Genomic DNA, 18468 nt, shown 5'->3' on the forward strand with positions numbered 1-18468 from the left:
TCCTGGTGCACATGTCTCGCGATCATTTGCAGTCCGCCGAGCGCTCCGGGGCGAGCGCCGAGGCGCCGTTCCTGGAGCTACTGGCCCGGGGCGCGTCCGCCGACGCGTACGAGCAGCCGGTGCTGCTCGCCCGCGCGGACGGGCTGCCGCCCGACCGGATCGCCGCTCTGGAGCGCGCCAAGCTCCTCGCGCTGCGCGTGCGCTCGGAGATGGAGGGGCGCCGCAGACGCGAGGCCGAGCTGTCCGCGCTCTTCGAGACGGCCCACGACCTGGCGGGGCTGCGCGACCTCGACGCCGTGCTCCAGGCGATCGTGCAGCGCGCCCGCTCCCTGCTGGGCACGGACGTCGCGTATCTGAGCCTCAACGACCCGGCCGAGGGCGACACGTACATGCGGGTCACCGAGGGATCGGTCGCGGCGCGCTTCCAGCAGCTGCGGCTCGGCATGGGGGAGGGCCTCGGCGGACTCGTCGCCCAGACGGCCCGCCCCTATGTCACCGACGACTACTTCCAGGACGACCGCTTCCAGCACACCTCGACCATCGACACTGGCGTACGGGACGAGGGCCTGGTGGCGATCCTCGGCGTGCCGCTGATGCTCGGGCCGCACGTCATCGGCGTCCTGTTCGCCGCCGACCGCCGGGCGCGGGTCTTCGAGCGGGAACAGATCGCACTGCTCGGCTCGTTCGCAGCCCTGGCGGCCGCCGCCATCGACACCGCGAACCTGCTCACCGAGACCCGCGAGGCACTGGCGGACCTGGAGCGGGCCAACGAGATCATCCGCGACCGCAGCGGGGTCATCGAGCGGGCCTCCGGCGTCCACGACCGGCTGGCCGAGCTCGTGCTGCGGGGCGGCGGGGTCCACGACGTGTCGGCCGCGGTGTCCGAGATCCTCGACGGCAGCGTGCAGTTCGCGGACGCGAGCACCGCACCCGGTGACGCGCTGGAGGCGTCCCGTGCCGAGGGCCACGCGGTGCGCCACGGGGACGACTGGGTCGCGGCCGTGACCGCCGGCGGCGAACTGCTCGGCGCGCTGGTGCTGCGCGGCCATCCGGGACTCGACCCCGTCGACCAGCGCACCCTGGAGCGGGCGGCCATGGTCACCTCGCTCCTGCTGCTCGCCCGGCGCTCGGCCTCCGAGGCCGAACAGCGCGTCCGCGGCGAGCTGCTGGACGATCTGCTCGACGCGCGGGACCGCGATCCCCGGCTGCTGCGCGAGCGCGCGGCCCGGCTGGACGCCGACCTCGACGCCACCCACGTGGTGCTGGCCTCCCGCCTGGACGCCACGGCAGCCGACGCGGACCAGGAGGCCGCCGCGCGCCGCAGACTGTGGTCCGCCGCGTCCCATCTCGCTGCCACCCGGCACGGACTGGCCGCCGCACGCGACGGCGGCACCGTCCTGCTGCTGCCCCTGACCCCCGGTGACACAGCGACGGAGCTGGCCCGCCGCACGGCCAAGGAACTGGGCACCGCCGTGCACGAGGCGGTCACTGTCGGCGCCTCGGCACCGGTCCAGGACCTCGCCGCCCGCCCTGACACCGTGGCCGAGGCCTACACCGAGGGGCAGCGATGCCTCGAAGCGCTGCGGCTGCTCGGCCGTACCGGAGACGGCGCCGCCGCGGAGGACTTCGGGTTCCTGGGGCTGCTGCTCGCCGGGAGCAGGGACATCTCCGGCTTCGTCGAGCGCACCATCGGCCAGGTCGTCACCTACGACGAGAAGCGCGGCACCGACCTCCTGCACACCCTCGACGCGTACTTCGCCTGCGGCATGAGCCCCGCACGCACCAAGGACGAGCTGCACGTCCACGTCAACACGGTCGCGCAGCGCCTGGAACGGGTGGGCCGCCTGCTGGGCCCCGACTGGCAGAGCCCGGCCCGCACACTGGAGATCCAACTCGCCCTGCGGCTGCACCGGTTGACGTCCACGGGGCATCGCTGACAGCACGGACCCCCGTACGCGCGGGCGCACGGGGGTCGGTCCGGGGCCGGCGGCTCAGACGGTATGGGCGTCCGCGGTGCGGGCGGACTCCTTCGTGTCGTCCGCCTCGGGGCCGTCGCCCGCCTCCACGTCCGCGAGGTCGCGGTGGCGGGTCTCCTTCGCCACGCCCACCGCGATCAGCGTCAGCACGACCGCCCCGATCACGTACAGGGAGATGGGCGTGGAGCTGTCGTAGTCCGCAAGGAGCGCGGTCGCGATGAGGGGTGCGGGCGCGCCCGCGGCGACCGACGCGAACTGCGCGCCGATGGAGGCGCCGGAGTAGCGCATGCGGGTCGCGAACATCTCCGAGAAGAAGGCGGCCTGCGGTGCGTACATTGCCCCGTGCAGGACCAGGCCCACGGTCACGGCGAGGATCAGGTTCCCGAAGGTCCCGGTGTCGATGAGTGAGAAGAACGGGAACATCCACAGACCGATACCGGCCGCGCCCAGCAGATACACCGGCCGGCGGCCCACGCGGTCGGACAGTGCGCCCCACAGCGGGATGACCGCGAAGTGCACGGCCGAGGCGATGAGCACCGCGTTCAGCGCGGTCTGCTTGGACAGACCGGCCGAGGTGGTGGCGTACACGAGGATGAAGGCGGTGATCACGTAATAGCTGATGTTCTCCGCCATGCGCGCGCCCATGGCGATCAGGACGTCCCGCCAGTGGTGGCGGAGCACGGACACCAGCGGCAGCTTCTCGGCGGCCCCGCCCTGGGTGGCCTTGCGCGCCTCGGCCTGGGCGAGGGCAGCCTTGAAGACAGGCGATTCATCGACAGACAGACGAATCCACAAACCGACGATCACCAGTACGCCCGACAGCAGGAACGGGATGCGCCAGCCCCATGAGGTGAAGGCGGCGTCCGACAGGACGGCGGTCAGCAGCGACAGCACGCCCGTCGCGAGCAACTGCCCGGCGGGCGCCCCGGTCTGCGGCCACGAGGCCCAGAACCCGCGCCGCCGCGCGTCCCCGTGCTCCGACACGAGCAGCACGGCGCCGCCCCACTCCCCGCCCAGCGCGAAGCCCTGCACCAGGCGCAGCACGGTCAGCAGCACCGGCGCCGCCGTGCCGACGGTCGCGTGCGTGGGCAGCAGCCCGATCGCGAAGGTCGCCCCGCCCATCAGCAGCAGACTCAGGACCAGCAGCTTCTTGCGCCCGAGCCGGTCGCCGTAGTGCCCGAAGACGAGCGCCCCGAGCGGCCGCGCGGCGAACCCCACCGCGTACGTCAGGAACGACAGCAACGTGCCGACGAGTGGGTCGGAGTCCGGGAAGAACAGCTTGTTGAAGACGAGCGCGGCGGCGGCTCCGTACAGGAAGAAGTCGTACCACTCGATCGTGGTGCCGATGAGGCTCGCGGCGACGATGCGCTTGAGGCTGGCGGGTGGTGGGGGAGCGGTTGCGGGGGAGGACATCGGCACCACTTCCAGGCGGTTGGCGGGGACGCTTTCGTGTCGCCACACCGTAGGAAGACGCAGGTCAGTGTCACATGTGGTGGGACACCATAGTTCTGCACGGAGAAGTGCGTGCGACCACCATGAGGAGAGGGTCGGGGCCTTCATGTACGGGCCGTCGAGCTGTTGACCTCAGGCAGCGCGGTCAGGCGTCGTGCGCGGGAGCGGGGCCGGTGCACGACGCCTCACCTGGTCAGGGCATCAGCCCTTGACGGGGCCGCCGTTGATGGCGACGCGCTGGCCGTAGCGGGCGTAGGGGTAGTAGTCGTACGTCGCGTGGTGCTGGACGCAGCGGTTGTCCCAGAAGACCAGCGTGCCAGGGGTCCAGCGGACGCGGCAGTGCAGGACCGGCCTGCGGGCGATGATGTCGAAGAGCACGTCGAGCAGGGCCCGGCTCTCGTCGGCGGAGAGCTGCGGGATGCGACTGGTGTAGGCCTTGTTGACGTACAGCAGTTTGCGGTCGGTCTCGGGGTGCCGGGCGATGAGCGGGTGTTCGCTCTTGGGGATGACGTAGTCCGCGGGCGGTGTGTATCCCGCCAGGGCCTGCGCGCCGTCGTGTATCGCGGTCAGCGGGTCCAACAGGCCACGCATGGCCGGTGAGAGCATGCCGTACGCGAGGTGCATGTTGGCGAACAGGGTGTCGCCGCCGCATCCCGGCTCGGGTATCTCGGTGATGTAGAGCATCGACCCCAGTGACGGTTCGGCGTCGGCCGTGCCGTCCGCGTGCCAGCCGTTGCCCGCCACGTCCGCCGCGGCCGACGTCGTGCGGATCTCCAGGATGCAGGGATCGCCCTCGGGCGGCGGCGGATTGACGGGGCGCGGTTCGCCGAAGGCGGCGGCGAAGCGCTTGTGGTGCTCGGCGGTGATCGTCTGATCGCGGAAGACGAGGACGTGGTGGTCGCGGAAGGCGATCCGGATCTCCTCCAGTTGCTCCGCCGGGATCTCCTGCGACAGGTCGACGCCCGAGACCTCCGCCCCCAGAACGGGGGTGATCCGTTCGACCGTGAGCGTGCGATAGGAGTACACGGGGCGCGTGGTCACCGCTTCCAGTGCTTCGCGTTCGTACGACTCCATGTCAACCTCCAGAGGGGGGTGGGGTTTACAGGTCAGCGGCTTCGCGGGTAGCGGCACCCGGGGACGCGAGCGTCGCCCTGATGGCCTCGGCCACCGTGTCCACGTGGGGTGCCGCGACGATGCCGTAGTGGTCCGTGGGCAGATACCTGAGCACGGCGGACGGAGGCAGGCAGGCGTTCCACTGCCGGTCCGATTCCCGAGGGTCCGCGGGGGTGGGCATGCCCTCCGTGGGGTGTTCGGCCAGCCACAGATACGTAGGGACGGAGACGAGCGGCCGTACGCGATGTTCGCCGAGGCTGCGCAAGTTGGCGCGGCAGCAGCGGGCCAGCCGCTCGGCGTACGCCTGTGCGTGCTCGCTCGGCAACGAACCCGGCAACCTCGGCAACGAGCCCGGCAACGAGGAGGCTCCGGTCCCGAGTTCGGCCGCGAACACCCTTTCCAGGTGGGTCTCGTCATAGGCGGCGACCAGCGCCTCCGCCCGGGGCGGTGGCGGATCCAGAAGGTAGAGCGCGTCCAGCGCCCGGCCGGCCGACTCGGCGAGACCCGCCATCTCCATCGCGACACGGGCGCCGTAGGACCATCCGGCGAGGTGAAGCCGGTGGTCCGGTCCGCCGAAGCGCTCACGTAATTCCGCGTCGTAGTGACGGGCCCGCTCGGTCAGTGACCACGCGGGCATCTCGGTGTCGCGGAGTGCCGGGTCGGCGATGAGACACACCGTCGGCACGGGTCCGAGGGCCGCCACCAGGGAGCGGTAGGCCTGGATGTCTCCACCCACCGGGTGCACCAGGCACAGGACGGCCGAACCGGTGCCCTCCTGCCAGATGTCGAGGACGACCCGGGAGGTGCTCCCGGCCGCCTCGGCGCTGGACTCGGCGGAGGACTCGGTGGTGGACCCGGAGGTCGGCTCGGTGGAGGCGAGAGCCGCCTCGATGTGTTTCAGGATCTCCGTCAGGCTGACGCGGTGACTGAACGAGGCCAGGTCGAACTCGACGCCGTAGTCGTCCTCGATCTGCGCGATCACGCTGATCAGGGTCAGCGAGTCGGCGCCCAGGTCGTAGAGGGAGTCCTCGGGGTCCAGCTCGTCCACACCCAGCAGATCCTGGATCACCCGGGCCATGGCGTCCGCTCGCGCCCCGGCACCGCCGGTGTCGGAGGAGGTTGCCTCCTCTCCGACCGTCGGGTCCGTCGGGTGCGTCGGTCCGGGGCCCGAGGACCGATCGGCGATCCCGGCAGGAGCGTTGGCAGGAATGCAGGCAGGAGCGTAGAAGGCCCGGGAGGCCTCGATGTCCGTTGTGGACACGAGGAGTTGAGGCAGTTGCAGAGCCAGGGCTTGGGCGAAGACCGCCTTGCCCTCCTCGACGGTCAGGCCGACCGCGAGGTGGGCCTGATGGCGGCTGTCCGTGTCCAGGACCCGGGTCGCCATTCCGGTCTCGCTCCAGATGTCCCAGTCGATGCCGATCCGGACGGTTGTCTCCGCCTCGGTGGCCCGGTGGTGGGCGAAGCCGTCGAGGAGGCTCGCGCCGGCCGCGTAGTCGCTCTGGCCGACACCGCCGAGCAGGGCGGACATCGAGGAGCAGTAGATCGCGATCTCCGGGCGGAAGGCTCCGATCAGGTGCTCGACGACGAGTGCGCCACGCTCGCGTACCGCGGCGGCGTCGCGCATCGCGGTGGCGTCACGTCGTACGAGCAGCCCGCCGTGTCCGAGACCGGCCGCGTGGACGACGCCGTCCAGCCGGGACGTGTGGTCGGCGACGGCAGCCGCCACTTCGTGGACGGGCATGGTCGCGAGGTCCGCCGGGACGAGGCCGACGCGGTCGGCCCATCCGTTCAACTCCTCGGGCAGCCGCGGGTCTCGCGACAGCAACAGCACCCGACCGCGGGTGTGTTCCAGTAGCCAGGCGGCGATGGCGCGGCCCACGCCGCCCGTACCGCCGAGCACCAGGTGGACGGTGTCCGCTCCGGCCGGTACGGGGGACCGCGTACCCGCCGGCTCCGATACGGGTACCGTGCCCGGCCGCCACCAGTAGCCCTGCCGCAGCGCGAGCTGGCGGGGCAGGACCGGTTCACCGCGATGACCGGCTTCACGTGTTCCGGCGACGAGCGAGGCCACGTGTCCGGCCCAGCGGGTGAGGTCGCCGTCCGGGAGGTCGAGCCAATGGCCGTTCAGGGCGGACTCCTGATGGGCGACCTCGACCGGCCCGGCGAGCAGCGCCAGTTCAGGTCTGTCCACCGTTCCCGTCACGGGCCGGGCGCCGTACGACAGCCACCACACACGTGGGGAGCCGTTTCGCCCGGTCAACGCCTGGGCCAGGGCCGCCGTGCTGTCCAAGCAGGCGTGACGGGCGTGTTCCAGGGTGCCGGGACCGACCGGCCCTGTCACGTCGAGGGGCAGGGCGTGCACCCACTCCGTGTCGCTGGAGACGGGGGCACCGTCCTCGGACAGCGCGTCGAGCAGCCGTCGCACAGACGCCGGATCGGCGGGGTCTACGTCGTAGGAGTCCGGTCCTCTGCGGGCGAAGGCGCCGGCCGGGTGCACCCGTATCACCCTCGACGCCACCGCCTCGAAGGGCGCGAGCGCTGTCCGCGGAGTGTTCTCGGAGGCTACGACGACCACGGTGGAGGCGTGGCCGGTCGGCGCGGTGGTGTCAGTGTCCGCGGCGGCGGCACGGCGCAGCCGGACCCAGTGCGGCTGGTGCAGCCAGTTCTCCCGGGGCAGCCGCCGGGGTGTGGCGGCAGGGGTCTCGCGCGGGTCGGGCAGTCGGTCGAAGTCGTACTCCGAGAGTGAGAAGGACGGGGGCGGGAAGTCCCAGGGCGCCGGAGCGGATCCCGCCCCCCAGTCGACAGGGTGTCCGGCGGCCCAGGCCTCGGCGAGGTCGTGGGCCGTGAGACCGGCCGCGGAGACCGCTACGGCGTCCGGGTCCGCGCTACCGGGTTGCACCGTTCCAGTGGCGACCGTGCGCAGCCAGTGTTCTGCCGAGGCGGCGTCCGTCACGGGTGCCGCGGTCCGCAGACGGCGAGCGACCCGACCGGCCTGGAGATGGCGCAGCACGAACTCGTGCCGCTCCGGGTGCAGTTGGAGGTAATCGGCGATCCGAGCGGCGTCGGCCGTCAGGGCGTCCGCGCTGGAGGCAGACAGCACAAGGCACTTGGGCACGTCGCGGGTTGCCACCGGTTGGGGCGCGGTGTCCTGCTCCACGATGACGTGGGCGTTGGTGCCGCCGATCCCGAAACTGCTGACCGCGGCCACCCGTTCACGCCCCTCGGGCCAGGGCGTGGCTCGGGTCGGGACGTGGAAGGGAGTGGGATCGGGGCCGATCTCCGGGTTGAAGGCCCGGAAGTTGAGGTTGGGCGGAAGCGTCCCGTGGTGCACCGCGAGGACCGCGCGTACGAGGCCCACCACACCGGCGGCCGCGCCCAGGTGGCCGAGCTGACTCTTGACGGAACTCAGAGCGCAGCGGCCGGACTCGCTCACGTCGAACGCCTGCCGCAGCGCCCCCACTTCGATCGGGTCGCCCAACCGGGTGCCGGTGCCGTGGGCCTCCACATAGCCGAGGTCGGCGCCCGTGCGTCCGGCGCGGGACAGGGCGGTCCGGATCACCTCCCGCTGTCCGGCCAGGGACGGCGCGGTGTAACTCATCTTCGCCGCACCGTCGTTGTTGATCGCGGAGCCTGTGATGAGTGCGTGGACGGTGTCGCCGTCGCGCCGTGCCTGCCGCAGCGTCTTGAGGACCACCACGCCGACGCCGCTCGCGCCGACCGTGCCGGTGGCGTCGTCACTGAAGGGCCGGCAGTCACCGTCCGCGGAGAAGATGTGCTGCGGCCGGTAGCGGTAGCCGCCGGTCAGCCCGGGGTCGACGAGTACACCTCCGGCGAGCATCACGTCGGCTTCGCCCTGCCGGAGCAGACCGGCGGCGAGGTGCACGGCGACCAGAGAGCTGGAGCAGGCCGTCTGGGCGCTGAAGGCGGGGCCGGTCAGCCCGAGGTGGTACGCCACCTTGGTGGCCAGGAAGTCCTTCTCATGGTGCAGGGCGAGCTGGAAGCCGTCAGGCAGTCGGCCGGGGTCCGCCTCGCGCAGCAGGGACTGGAAGTAGGTGTTCTCCCCGGCACCGGCCACCAGGCCCACCCGGGTGGCCGAGGTGTCCGCAACTCCCGCGTGCGCCAGGGCCTGCACGCCGGCCATCAGCAGATGACGCTGCTGGGGGTCCATCAGACGTGCTTCTTGTGGGCTGATGCCGAAGTGACCCGGGTCGAAGTCGAGCATCCCGTCGAGCGTGCTGTGCGCGCCGACGACTCCTTCCGGCGCGTCGATACGGCGGATTCCGGTGCCGCCGGAGACCACCAGCTCCCAGAAGGCGGCCAGGTCCGGGGCGCCGGGCACCCGTACCGCCATGCCGACGACCGCGATCGGCTCCCCTGGTGCGGGGGTCCGTTCGGGGGGCCCGTCATGCTTCGCCGCCGATGGGGTGAGTGACCGCGCGGCGGTGAGATGGCGGGCCAGGGAGCGGACGGTGACGTGCTCGAAGAGGTCCGCGACACCGAAGCGCAGACCGAGTGCCGTGGTGCAGCGCAGGTGGAAGCGCATCAGGGCCAGACTGGAGGCACCCGCCTCGAAGAAGGTCTGGTCCGGTGCGATCGTCGACCCGGTGACCTCCTCGAAGACAGCGGTGAGGCGCTCCTCCTCGGCCGACAGGCCCGTGCGGGCGATCGCGGAACGACGTAACTCTTCCCCCGGTGCCAGGAGGACCGCCTGCCGGTCCAGCTTGCCGCTGGGTGTGCGGGGGAGTCTGTCCAGCCTGCGGAAGCGGTCCACACGTACGTAGGAGGGCAGAAGGGCGGACAGATGCGCGGTCAGGTCGTCGGCGGACGGGGCCTCGCCACGGACTTCCAGGCCCGCCGTCAGCCGGTCCCCGTCACGGGTGACGACCGCGTTGACCACCGCCGGATGGCGCAGCAGGGCCGCCTCGACGGAGCCGAGTTCGAGCCGGTGCCCGCTCAGTTTGATCTGCTGGTCGTCGCGGCCCGCGTAGTGCAGCAGGCCCTCACGGTCGAAGAACGCCCGGTCACCGCTGCGGTAGAACAGGCCCGCGCCGGGGAGTTCGACGAATCGGGTGTCGTCGAGCGCGGGTTCGTCGAGGTAGCAGCGGGTGGCCATGGTGCCGCCGATCAGCAGCTCGCCGGTGCACCCGTTCGGGACCGGGTCGCCCTGGGCGTCCACCACCCGCAGGTCGGCGCCGGCCACCGGGCCTCCGATGGCGGGCCGTTCGGGCCATTGCGCAGGATCTCCCTCCAGACACAGAGCGCTGACCACATGTGTCTCGGTCGGCCCGTAGTGGTTGAACAGACGAGCGCCGGGGAGACCGGCGAACCAGCGCCGGATGCTGTCGGTGCACACCAACTGCTCGCCCGCGGTGACCACTTCGCGCAGCCGGGAGGGATACCTGTTCAGGCGGACGGCGTACTCGGCGAGCAGTTGCAGGGCCACGTAGGGCATGAAGATCCGCTCGATGCCCGCGGAGTCCAGCCGGTCCAGGAGCGAGGGCGCGTCCTGACGCCACTCGGGACGTATGAGCTGGAGGCTGCCACCCGTGCACAGTGTCCCGAAGATCTCCTGGAAGGACACGTCGAAGGCCAGCATCGAGAACTGCTGGGTGACCGCGGGGGCGGTCAGGCCGCCGGGACCGGACTGCCACCTGATCAGGTCGCACAGCGTGCGGTCGTTGATCTGCACGCCCTTGGGGACGCCGGTGGAGCCGGAGGTGAACAGGGTGTACAGGGGGCGGGTGCCGTCGTGGGTCGGCGCGTCGGCCGCGGGTCGGTCATACCTGTGCCCGTCGTGCGCCGCATCCGGCGCCGGGTCTGCCGCTACGACGAGGTGGCGCACCACACCGTCCGGGAGCAGCGTGTCCAGCGTCGGCGAGCTGTCCTGCGTGGCCAGGACGCACAACGGGTCGATCTGTTCCAGGACGCGGCGCAGCACGTCGGCCGGGTAGGAGGGGTCGAGAGGGACGGCGGTGACGTTCAGCCGCGCCAGCGCCAGCAGCGCCACCACGTGTTCGACGGACGGATCCAGATACAGGGCCGCCCGGCAGGGGCTGCCGTCGGCCGGGATCGGGTAGCGGTCGGCCAGTTCCGTGGCGAGGGCCGCGGCACGGGCGTCGAGGGCCGCGTAACTCAGGGTGTCGCCGTCGGCCGTGACCACGGCGGGGGCGTCCGGAGCGCGGGCGACCTGTCGGCCGAAGCCTTCGGCGATCGTGGTGAAACCGGGTTCGGGAGCGGGCCCGCGCCCGTGCTCCGGGAGGGACCGCCGGTAGGGCACGACGAGTTCACGAGCGGTGGAGCGGCCACCGGCCGCGAGCGCGTCCACGCCCCGCCGGAACAGTTCCGCCATCGCCTCGACGTCCTCGCCGGTGAACCGGTCCTCGGCGTACTCCCACAGCACGTCGAGTCCGTCCGCATGCTCGACCACGGAGACCGTCATCGGGCACTTGGCCTCGGGTGCCGCCCACCACAGGGGGCGGTGGGAGCAGCCGGGCAGCCGCAGGGCCCCGAAGTCGGTGTTCTCCAGAACGAACAGGAAGTCGAACGGTGTGCTGTCGCCGACGGCCTCCCAGCCGGTCAGGACGTCCGCGAGCGCCACGTCCTGGCGTCCCAGCACCTGCCCTGTGTCGCTCTTCGTGCGGGCGAGGAGTGAGCGCAGGTCCTCACCGGGCACGACGGTCAGGGGCAGCAGCACGGTGTTCGCCATCATGCCCACGCTGTTCTCGAACTCGCGCACCGGGCGGCCCGCGGCAGGGGCGGCGACGCGCGGGCGGACCAGGCCGGTCACGCCGTACAGGCACCAGGAGAACACGCACAGCAGGACCTGGAACCGGGTCAGTCCGAACCCGGCGCACAGCTGGTCCACTTGGGACCGCCGAACGGCGTCGAGCGACGTGTGCAGCAGGCGCGCCCGCGGTGCCGGACCCGCGTCCCGGGCAGGCAGCGGCTCCTGCGGCTCCTCCAACCCCCGGTAGAACGCCAGGAGTTCATCGCGCTGCGCTTGGTAGGCGGTGCTCGCGAACCGGTCGCTCTGCCAGTCCGCGAAGTCCAGCGGGGTCGGAGCGGGTGATTCGTGCCCCCCGCTTCCGGCGTAGGCGGCCGACAGGTCGTGCAGCAGGATGCTCAACGACCAGCCGTCCACGGCGATGTGGTGCAGGTGCAGCAGGAGCGTGCCGCCGCCGTCACGCGGCAGCCAGCAGGCGCGGAGCATACGGGGGACGGCGAGGTCGAAGGGCTCGGCGAAGAAGGTGTCGGCGAAGGCGTGCGCTTCTTCCTCGTCCCAGGTCTGCTGAGGGCCCGGCTGGTGCCAGGGGGCGCCCGGCTCGTGCCAAGGGTCGTACGGCTCGCCGACGGTCTGCTCCAAGCCGTCCGGCCCGAGGCCGAAGCCCGTCCGCAGCGCCTCGTGGCGTGCCACCAGACTGCGCAGCGCTCGCCGCAGGGCAGTGGTGTCGACGGGCCCGTCCACGCGGAAGGCCTGGTTGACGGAGTAGGCCCGGGAGCCCGGGGCGCGGCGCTGCATCAGCCACAGCCGCTGCTGTTCGCTGGTGGCGGGCGCCGAGCGGGCACCGGAGACCGCTGGTGTCGGCAACGGGCTCTCCTCGTCGGGAGGGACCGTGCCGAGGAACCGGGCGACGGCGGCCAGGTCGCCGTGGAGGACCGCCGCCTGAGTCAGCTCGCGGCCCCACCGCTGTCGTACGGCGAAGCAGAACCGGAGCGCCTTCAAGGAGTCGCCGCCGCAGGCGATCCACCGGTCGCCGAGCCCGAGGCCGGTGGTGCCGAGTATCTCCTCGGCCAGTTCGACGACCCGGCGCTCCGTCTCCGTCGCTGCCGGTCCGTCGGATTTCGCGGCGGCGGGTCGCCAAGGCCGGTCGGTCCGCCGCAGCAGAGCGGCCTGGTCGACCTTGCCGTTGGCGTTGAGCGGCAGTTCGGCGACGAGATGGATCTGGTGGGGGCGCATGTAGGCAGGCAGATGGGCCGCCAGGTGGCTGTCGAACTCCTCGTAGGACAGCTCCTGTTGGAGGACGACGAACGCCAGCAGTTCGTTGGGCCCCTCCGGACTCGCGCGGCGCGTGCACACATGGGCACGCTGGACGGCCGGGTGGGTCAGAACCCGCCGCTCCACCTCGCCGGGCTCGATCCTGAAGCCACGGACCTTGACCTGGCGGTCGGTTCGTCCGACGTACTCCACCAGGCCCTCGTTGTCGGCCCGTACGAGGTCACCGGAGCGGTAGTACCGCTCCTCGCCTCCGTCGAGCCACGGCAGCCGCACGAAACGCCGCTCGGTCTCCTCGGGAAGGTTGCGGTATCCGACGGCGAGTCCGGCTCCGCTCAACAGGAGTTCGCCGACCTCACCGGGCGCGGCGACCCGCTCCTGGCCCGGTACGACCAGCACCGCACCGGTCTGCGGCAGCGGCCGGCCGATCGGCACCACGTCCCCGTCGAAGTCGCGCGGGATCGGATGGCACAGGGCGAAGGTGGTGGACTCCGTCGGCCCGTAGATGTTGAACAGACGGGTGCCGCTGTCGGCGTTGTCCCGGTACCAGCGGCGCATCACGTGGGGGTTGAGCTGTTCACCGCCCACCAGAACCTCGCCGACCGAGGCGAAGCAGTCCGGCACAGCCGTGACCATCGCGTTGAACAGCGCGGTGGTGATGAAGAGGGTGTCCACGCGCTCGTTCCGCAGTGCCGCGGCGAGCCGCTCGGGAGTCTGTACGTCCCCGTCGCGCAGGATCACGCAGCAGCCACCGGTCAGCAGGGGCACCCAGACCTCGAAACTCAGCGCGTCGAACGCCGGATTGGCCATGCAGGCATAGCGCAGACCGGGCTCGACGCGGATGTAGCCGGGTCGGGCCAGTCGCCGGACCCCCGCGTCACGGACCTCGACTCCCTTGGGCCGGCCCGTCGTTCCGGAGGTGTAGAACAGGAAGGACACCTCGCCGGGGGCGGACGGCGCCTCCACGGCGGCACCGGCGTCCGGAAGTTCGGGCAGAAGGGCGTCCGCGGCGAGCGCCATCACGTCCTGCGGGAGGTCGGTCCGTGGGAGGTCGGTGACGCTCTCGATCGTTTCGTACACCAGGGCGACCGCGGCGGAGTCCCGGAGGATGAAGCGACGGCGTTCGGCGGGGCTCTGGGTGTCGAGAGGCACGACCTGCGCTCCCAGCCGCAGAATGCCCAGCATCACGCAGACCAGCCGCCACGACCGCGGCACCGCCACCGCCACCGCCTGCCCCGCGGTGACGCCCCGGCGCCCCAGCTCCTGGGCGACGATCGCGGCTGCCGTGTTCAACGTCGCGTAGTCGAGGCTTACTTCGCCGTCGACGACCGCCTCGGCGTGCGGTGTGCGAAGGGCTCGGCGGTGAATCGCAAGGGCAATCCCGGCCGGGGCGCCCGGGTCCTCGGCCACGTCGGTGCGGGACGTCTCGACGCGCGGTTTCATCGTGCCTCCGACGTGCCTGAGTGTGCTGTGCGCTCCGTCTCGCCCTGGCCGGGGGCGGATGTCAGCCGGTGCAGTTCGGCGGTGAGGACGGCGGCGACGCGGGGCAGTTCGTCGCTCTCCAACATGTCCCAGTGACCGCAGGCGACCGGCTCGACCACGAACTCACCGCCGACCCGGTGCCGCCAGAACGCGCGTAGACGAGCGGCGGCGTCCTCGACGTCCGCTTCCTCGTCCTCCACGGCCGTCGCCTGCAACAGCACGACACGGGCGGGCGATTCAGGTACGACGTAGTCGCGCCCCGTCTCGCGGTGGTGGTTGTAGACGTTCAGGTACCGGGCCACCTGGTCGTCGTCGATACCCGGGTACATGCCGTTGAAGCGCACCAGCTTCTCCCGGAACTCCGCCATGCCGACCGGCGCGATCGCGGCGCGCTGCTCCTCGTCCTGGGCACCATGGGTGTCGAGGAGAACCACGCTCACCTTCTCGTGTCCGGCCGCCACCAGACGGCGGCCCATCTCGTACGCGATCAGACCGCCGTAGGAGAGCCCGCACAGCACCAGTGCCTCGTCGGCACGGGGGCCGACGAGCCGCAGATATTCCTCGGCCATCGCCTCGACACCGGGCAGGGTGGACTCGCCGGGATTGATGCCGGGCGCCTGAAGCCCCACCACACCGATGTCGTCGGCCAGTTCGGCGGACAGTGGCAGATAGCAGAACGCGGTGCCACCGGCGGGATGCACACACACCACGCGCTGTCGGCCGCCGCCCGCACGGAATTCGACCAGGCTGCCGGGTTTGGCGGACTGTGAGGCATCGCCGACGTCGCCGCGCACCCGCTCGGCGAGCGCCTCGATGGTGGGGTGCAGCATGACGTTCCGGACGGGCAGGGCGACGCCGAGTTCCTCCTGGACGGCGGACGCCATCTTGATCGCCGAGATCGAAGTGCCGCCCAGCTCGAAGAAGTTGTCACTGATGCCGATGTCCGGGTGCAGCAGCACCCCGCGCCAGACCCGGTACAGGGCCATCTCCACATGGTCGCGGGGCGCGGCCGTGTTGACCGGTCCCGCGCGGGTTCCCGCCGCGGCGCGCAGCACCTGTGGCCGGTCCACCTTGCCGCTGCGGTTCAACGGCAGTCGCGGGAACTCGGCCACCACTGCGGGGATCATGTAGTCCGGCAGCCGGTCCTTGAGAGCCGCACGCCACTCGTACGGCATTCGCGTGGCCTCGGCGTCACATCCCACGCCGGCGATCAGACGGGGGCCACCGGGTGTGTCGCGATCGGCCAGGACGACGGCCTCGCGGACTCCGGGGACCGCCAGCAGCGCCGCCTCGACCTCGCCGGGTTCGATGCGGAAGCCGCGCAGCTTGAGCTGGTCGTCGCGGCGGCCGACGTACTCGGCGTTGCCGTCCGGCAGCCAGCGCGCCAAGTCACCTGTGCGGTAGAGGCGTTCACCGGGGACGAACGGGTCGGGCACGAAGAGTTCGTCGGTGAGGTCGGGGCGGTTCAGATATCCACGGGCCAGACTCGCTCCGCCGAGGTGGACCTCTCCGGTGACTCCCACAGGCACCGGGCGCATTCGGCCGTCGAGCAGGTACAGGCGTGTGTTGCGCAGTGGCCGCCCGATGGGGCATGACCGCTCGTACGGCTGTGGGTCGGTGTAGGCGGTGGCGTAGAGGGTGGCCTCGGTCGGGCCGTAGCCGAAGCAGATGCGCAGTCCGGGCAGCAGCTCACGCATGCGGTGCAGGGTGCTCTCGGGCAGGGACTCCACTCCGGTGAGGAGCTGACGCAGGCTTGATCCGGCCAGGCGTGCGGCCGGGTCCTCGCCGATCCACAGGACGTAGGAGGGGGGCAGAAACGCCTGGGTGACCTTGCGTTCGCGCATCCAGTCCAGCAGTGCCGCAGGGTCTGTACGGAGTTCGTCGGGGACCAGGTGGAGGACGGCGCCGGTGGTCAACGGGACGAGGAGTTCGTGCACCGACGCGTCGAAGCCGATGTTCGACCAGGCCGATGACGCCTCGCCGGGGGCGTCCCCCATGAGTTCGCGCCAGTGGTCGAAGAGATTGACGACGCTGCCGTGCGTCACCGCCACGCCCTTGGGGCGGCCCGTCGATCCCGAGGTGTAGATGACGTAGGCGAGCCGAGTCAGGTCCGTGCCGATGGCCGGCGCCTCGTCGTGCGTCCCCTCTGCCTCCACCTCCGCAAGGTGCTTCCACAGCTGTCCGTCGTCCTCCGCGCTGTCCTTCCGGTCGGTCAGCACGAGGACCGGTGCGGCGTCGCTCACCATGGCGGTGAGCCGCTCAGCGGGCTGGCCGGGGTCGAGGGGCAGGTAGGCGGCTCCGGACTTGAGGATGCCGAGCACGCCGACGACGAGTTCGGCCGTACGTCCGACGTGCAGGCCCACCACTCGATCGGGACCGGCACCATGGGCGATCAGCGCATGGGCGAGGCGGTTGGCCCGGCGGTCGAGGGTCGCGTAGTCCAGCTCCGTGTCGTCGGCCACCACCGCGCACTGCCCGGGGCGTTGGCGGACCTGCGCGGCGAAGCGCTCCAGCACGCCCTCCGATGCCGGGTCCGTCACGGTGGGCCCTGTGCTGAAGGTGGCGAGGAGTGCCCGCTGCTCGTCCTCGTCGAGCAGTGTCAGGTCGGCGATCTCGGCATCGGGCTGTTCGGTCATCAGACGCAGCACGCGCAGGAATTGACGTACATACCGTTCGATCGTCGTCCGGTCGAAGAGCGCCACCGCGTAGTCGAGCTCGCCGGTGAGGTGCCGGCCCTCGTCGGCCAGGGCCAGGACCAGGTCGAACTTCGCGGGTGTGTGGGCGGCGTCTTCCCGTAACTCGACCTCCAGACCTGGAAGTTCGAGTTCCTTCCGCATGGAGGGGACCCAGGCGAACATGGTCTGGAACAGGGCCGTGTAGGCGGGGCTCCGCGGTGGGTTGACCAGCTCGACGACTCGCTCGAAGGGGAGGTCGACGTGCTTGAGGGCGTCCCGGATCCGCTGGTTCACCCTCTTCAGGGCGTCCTTGACACTGGGTGAGCCGGAGAGGTCCGCGCGCAGGGCGAGGGTGTTGACGAAGAAGCCGATCAGGCCCTCGACTTCGCCGTGTCGGCGGTTCGACGTGGGGGCGCCGACCACGATGTCGTCCTGCCCGGAGAGCAGGGACAGCAGTACGGACCAGCCGGTGAGGACGGTCGCGTAGAGGGAGACATCGTTGTCAGAAGCCAGGGCACGCAGGGCCTGTGTCAGATCCTCGTCGACGGTCACGGGCAACCGGTCGCCACGGAAGTCCTGTTCGGGTGGGCGCGGCCGGTCGGTGGGCAGGGAGATCACGGTCGGGGCGTCGGCCAGTGCGGTGGTCCAGTGGTCGGCGTGCGAGCCGGGCTCGTCTCCCGACATCCACTCCCACTGCCAGCGCGTGTAATCGCTGTACTGCCAGGTCAGTTCGGGCAGCGAGACGTCCTGACCCTGCTGGAGCACGGAGTACACCAGGCCCAGCTCTTTCAGCAGCAGGGAGCGGGACCAGCCGTCGAAGATGATGTGATGTGCGACCAGGATCAGTACGTGATGGTCCGGTTGGAGCGCTATCAGGCAGCCGCGTGCCATGGGCTCCTCGCCCAGGCGGAACGGGGTGCCCTCCACCTCCGACCGTATGCGTGTGAACCGATCGGCCGCGTCCGGCAGTCCCGTCAGATCCTCGAAGGCCACCGGGAACCCCGTGTCCGGCGGATCGACGACCTGAAGGGCCGAACCCTCGGAGGGGACCAGCCGGGTGCGCAGGGCCTCGTGGCGGGCCGCGAGCAGTTGCAGCGCCGTGATGAGCAGGTCCCGATCGAGCGGTCCCCGGATGTCGAAAGGCATCGGCTCGTTGTAGGCGGCGCTGGCGTCTCCGTCCATGCGCGCCATGACCCAAAGGCGTTCCTGCGCCAGTGACAAGGGCGCGGATTCTGTCTCTTCGCCGGAATGATTACTGACTGCGATTCGGGGTAAGGACACGGATTACCCTTCACGAGAAGAGAACGCGGCGGAAATCGGTTCCGGCGTTCCCGGAGTATCAGACTGACGTCCGGAACGTGTGCGTTGCAATCAAAGTGCGAACTGAAAACAGTGCTTGCGGATCCAGGCCCTTCGGCGGGCCGCGGCTGGGGTGATCGGCTGCCTGGCCTGGTCGACTTCCTCGTTGCGCCACTGCGCGAACAGCATGGGCGGCGGGCCGTTCAGGATTTCGAACCGGGCTTTCACGGACTCGGCGGAGTCTCGCGCAAGCTCATGGAAATCGCCATCTGTCCATCAAAACTCCGTCAAATTGCGTGAGGTGCATGCAGAGTGGTGATTGCGGACGCTTCTGTTTGTTCGACCACCCGTGCGGTGGCACATTTCCGTTGATGCTAAATGTGCTCGGATCGGGTGGTCAACGGTGACCAACGCCACATCCATTCGGTGACGGAAAGCTGTTTGCGCTCGGCATGCGACATTAAGGGTTTTGCCTGAA

General features: G+C 70.8%; 5 protein-coding genes. 1 reads left to right on the plus strand and 4 read right to left on the minus strand.

Features of this window, described 5'->3' with window-relative positions:
• Positions 1–11 precede the first annotated feature (11 nt).
• A complete protein-coding gene (locus tag JEQ17_RS42795; RefSeq protein ID WP_200400290.1) occupies positions 12–1937 on the plus strand; it encodes a helix-turn-helix domain-containing protein in 1926 nt (641 codons plus the stop codon).
• A gap of 54 nt (positions 1938–1991) precedes the next feature.
• Here the strand turns inward: JEQ17_RS42795 and JEQ17_RS42800 are convergent, their stop codons facing one another.
• The 4 genes from JEQ17_RS42800 to JEQ17_RS42815 all read right to left on the minus strand — a co-directional run bounded on the left by JEQ17_RS42800 (position 1992) and on the right by JEQ17_RS42815 (position 17972).
• Positions 1992–3389, minus strand: a complete 1398-nt coding sequence (locus JEQ17_RS42800) for an MFS transporter (protein ID WP_200400291.1) — start codon at positions 3387–3389, stop codon at positions 1992–1994.
• 240 nt (positions 3390–3629) lie between these two features.
• On the minus strand, positions 3630–4502 hold the full coding sequence (locus JEQ17_RS42805; RefSeq protein ID WP_200400292.1) for a TauD/TfdA dioxygenase family protein: 873 nt from the start codon (positions 4500–4502) through the stop codon (positions 3630–3632).
• A gap of 25 nt (positions 4503–4527) precedes the next feature.
• A complete protein-coding gene (locus JEQ17_RS42810) occupies positions 4528–13977 on the minus strand; it encodes a non-ribosomal peptide synthetase (RefSeq protein ID WP_200400293.1) in 9450 nt (3149 codons plus the stop codon).
• Complete coding sequence (locus JEQ17_RS42815) at positions 13974–17972, minus strand: non-ribosomal peptide synthetase (protein ID WP_267924816.1); 3999 nt, start codon at positions 17970–17972, stop codon at positions 13974–13976. The genes JEQ17_RS42810 and JEQ17_RS42815 overlap by 4 nt, the downstream gene beginning before the upstream one ends.
• Positions 17973–18468 lie beyond the last annotated feature (496 nt).

It is taken from the genome of Streptomyces liliifuscus (genome assembly GCF_016598615.1).
Lineage (GTDB): Bacteria > Actinomycetota > Actinomycetes > Streptomycetales > Streptomycetaceae > Streptomyces > Streptomyces liliifuscus.

Bases quoted from the DNA above. Each gene is read 5' to 3' on its own strand.
- JEQ17_RS42795 (WP_200400290.1), top strand. From the start codon at position 12: ATGTCTCGCGATCATTTGCAGTCCGCCGAGCGCTCCGGGGCGAGCGCC.
- JEQ17_RS42800 (WP_200400291.1), bottom strand. From the start codon at position 3,389: ATGTCCTCCCCCGCAACCGCTCCCCCACCACCCGCCAGCCTCAAGCGC.
- JEQ17_RS42805 (WP_200400292.1), bottom strand. From the start codon at position 4,502: ATGGAGTCGTACGAACGCGAAGCACTGGAAGCGGTGACCACGCGCCCC.
- JEQ17_RS42810 (WP_200400293.1), bottom strand. From the start codon at position 13,977: ATGAAACCGCGCGTCGAGACGTCCCGCACCGACGTGGCCGAGGACCCG.